The organism is Bartonella sp. AP57NXGY (genome assembly GCF_042195805.1).
Classification (GTDB): Bacteria; Pseudomonadota; Alphaproteobacteria; order Rhizobiales; family Rhizobiaceae; genus Bartonella.
Window position 1 is genome coordinate 1 of sequence record NZ_JBHIOZ010000301.1, and the last position, 1290, is coordinate 1290.

The 1290-nt window shown below is 33.0% G+C and carries 4 protein-coding genes; all 4 read left to right on the plus strand.

Going from position 1 to position 1290, the window contains the following annotated elements; all coding sequences use genetic code 11:
• Window positions 1-134 (plus strand): TrbC/VirB2 family protein (locus tag ACFIL8_RS10470; RefSeq protein WP_375689717.1); only part of this gene is annotated, 134 nt, incomplete at its 5' end.
• A 122-nt stretch (window positions 135-256) separates the two neighbouring features.
• A complete protein-coding gene (trwL, locus tag ACFIL8_RS10475; RefSeq protein ID WP_375610330.1) occupies window positions 257-574 on the plus strand; it encodes a VirB2 family type IV secretion system major pilin TrwL in 318 nt (105 codons plus the stop codon).
• Window positions 575-631: 57 nt separating this feature from the next.
• Window positions 632-955, plus strand: a complete 324-nt coding sequence (gene trwL, locus ACFIL8_RS10480) for a VirB2 family type IV secretion system major pilin TrwL (RefSeq protein WP_375652478.1) — start codon at window positions 632-634, stop codon at window positions 953-955.
• 124 nt (window positions 956-1079) lie between these two features.
• The coding region (locus tag ACFIL8_RS10485; protein WP_375689715.1) for a TrbC/VirB2 family protein at window positions 1080-1290 on the plus strand (211 nt) is incomplete at its 3' end.

Below are 1290 nucleotides of genomic sequence, written 5' to 3' on the forward strand. Positions count from 1 at the left end.
TACTTTTATGCCTAGCCATTCTCTATGCAGGGCGTTACATCGAAAAGGATACATTTATACGATGGGCAATCGGTGTTATCATCGCTGGATCAGCAACCCAACTTGCTAAAATGCTATTTACAGGTGTTGTGTGAATAAGTATAATACAAAATGTTTTTAAGATAAAATTGTATCTAATAATTATTAATATGGCAAAATTCTATTCCATTTATGATAGAAATACAAAGCATTCATGAAACTTTAATAAGAGTAAAATATGCAAAAACTAATCAACCTTCAATCAAAAAATAACAACAGAATCATTGTAATTTCTGCGACTATAGCTGCGTTTTTTATAACGTATCCCGCATATGCAGAAATAAAGAATGCTAAAGACGCTTTAACAGCTCTACAAACAGACCTTATTACCAATATTATTCCTGTTGCTGCTGCCGTTATACTTTTATGCTTAGCAATTGGTTACGCAGGACGTTACATTGAAAGAGATACATTTATACGATGGGCAATCGGTGTTATCATCGCTGGATCAGCAACCCAACTTGCGAAGCTGTTATTCACAGGTACAGTTAGTTAAAACTAAAGATAGTAACTATGATACAAAATGTTATCTATAACCTTCAATGAGAGAAATATGCGAAAATTAATTAGCTTCCAATCAAAGAACAATAACAAAATCATCACACTTTCTGCAGCTATAACTATATTTTTTATGATACATCCCGTATGGGCCCAAGCAAACGGTTTAGCTCCTGCAAAAAAAGCTTTAGAAGAACTCCAAAAAGATCTTAATACTAATATTATTCCTGTCGCTGCTGCTGTTATACTTTTATGCTTAGCAATTGGTTATGCTGGACGCTACATCGGAAAAGATACATTTATACGATGGGCAATCGGCGTTGTCGTCGCTGGCTCAGCAACCCAACTTGCGAGCCTGTTATTCAAGGGGCAAGTGTGAGTCTTTATAATACATAATGTTTTTAAATTAAGAGTTTATATTTGCTAATTGTAACATATAAAGATAGTAATTTGTTTATGTTAAAAAATATAAAATATTCATGAAAATTTAATGAAAGCAAAATATGCGAAAATTAATTAATGTCCAAACACAAAATAACAACAGAATCATAGTAATTTCTACAGCTATAATTACATTTTTTATAACACAGTCTGCATATGCAAATGCGCAATTAGCTCCTGCTGAAAAAGCTCTGACTGCTCTAAAAAAAGATCTTATTGATCACATTATTCCTGTTGCTGCTGCCGTGATACTTTTGTGCTTAGCAATTGGTT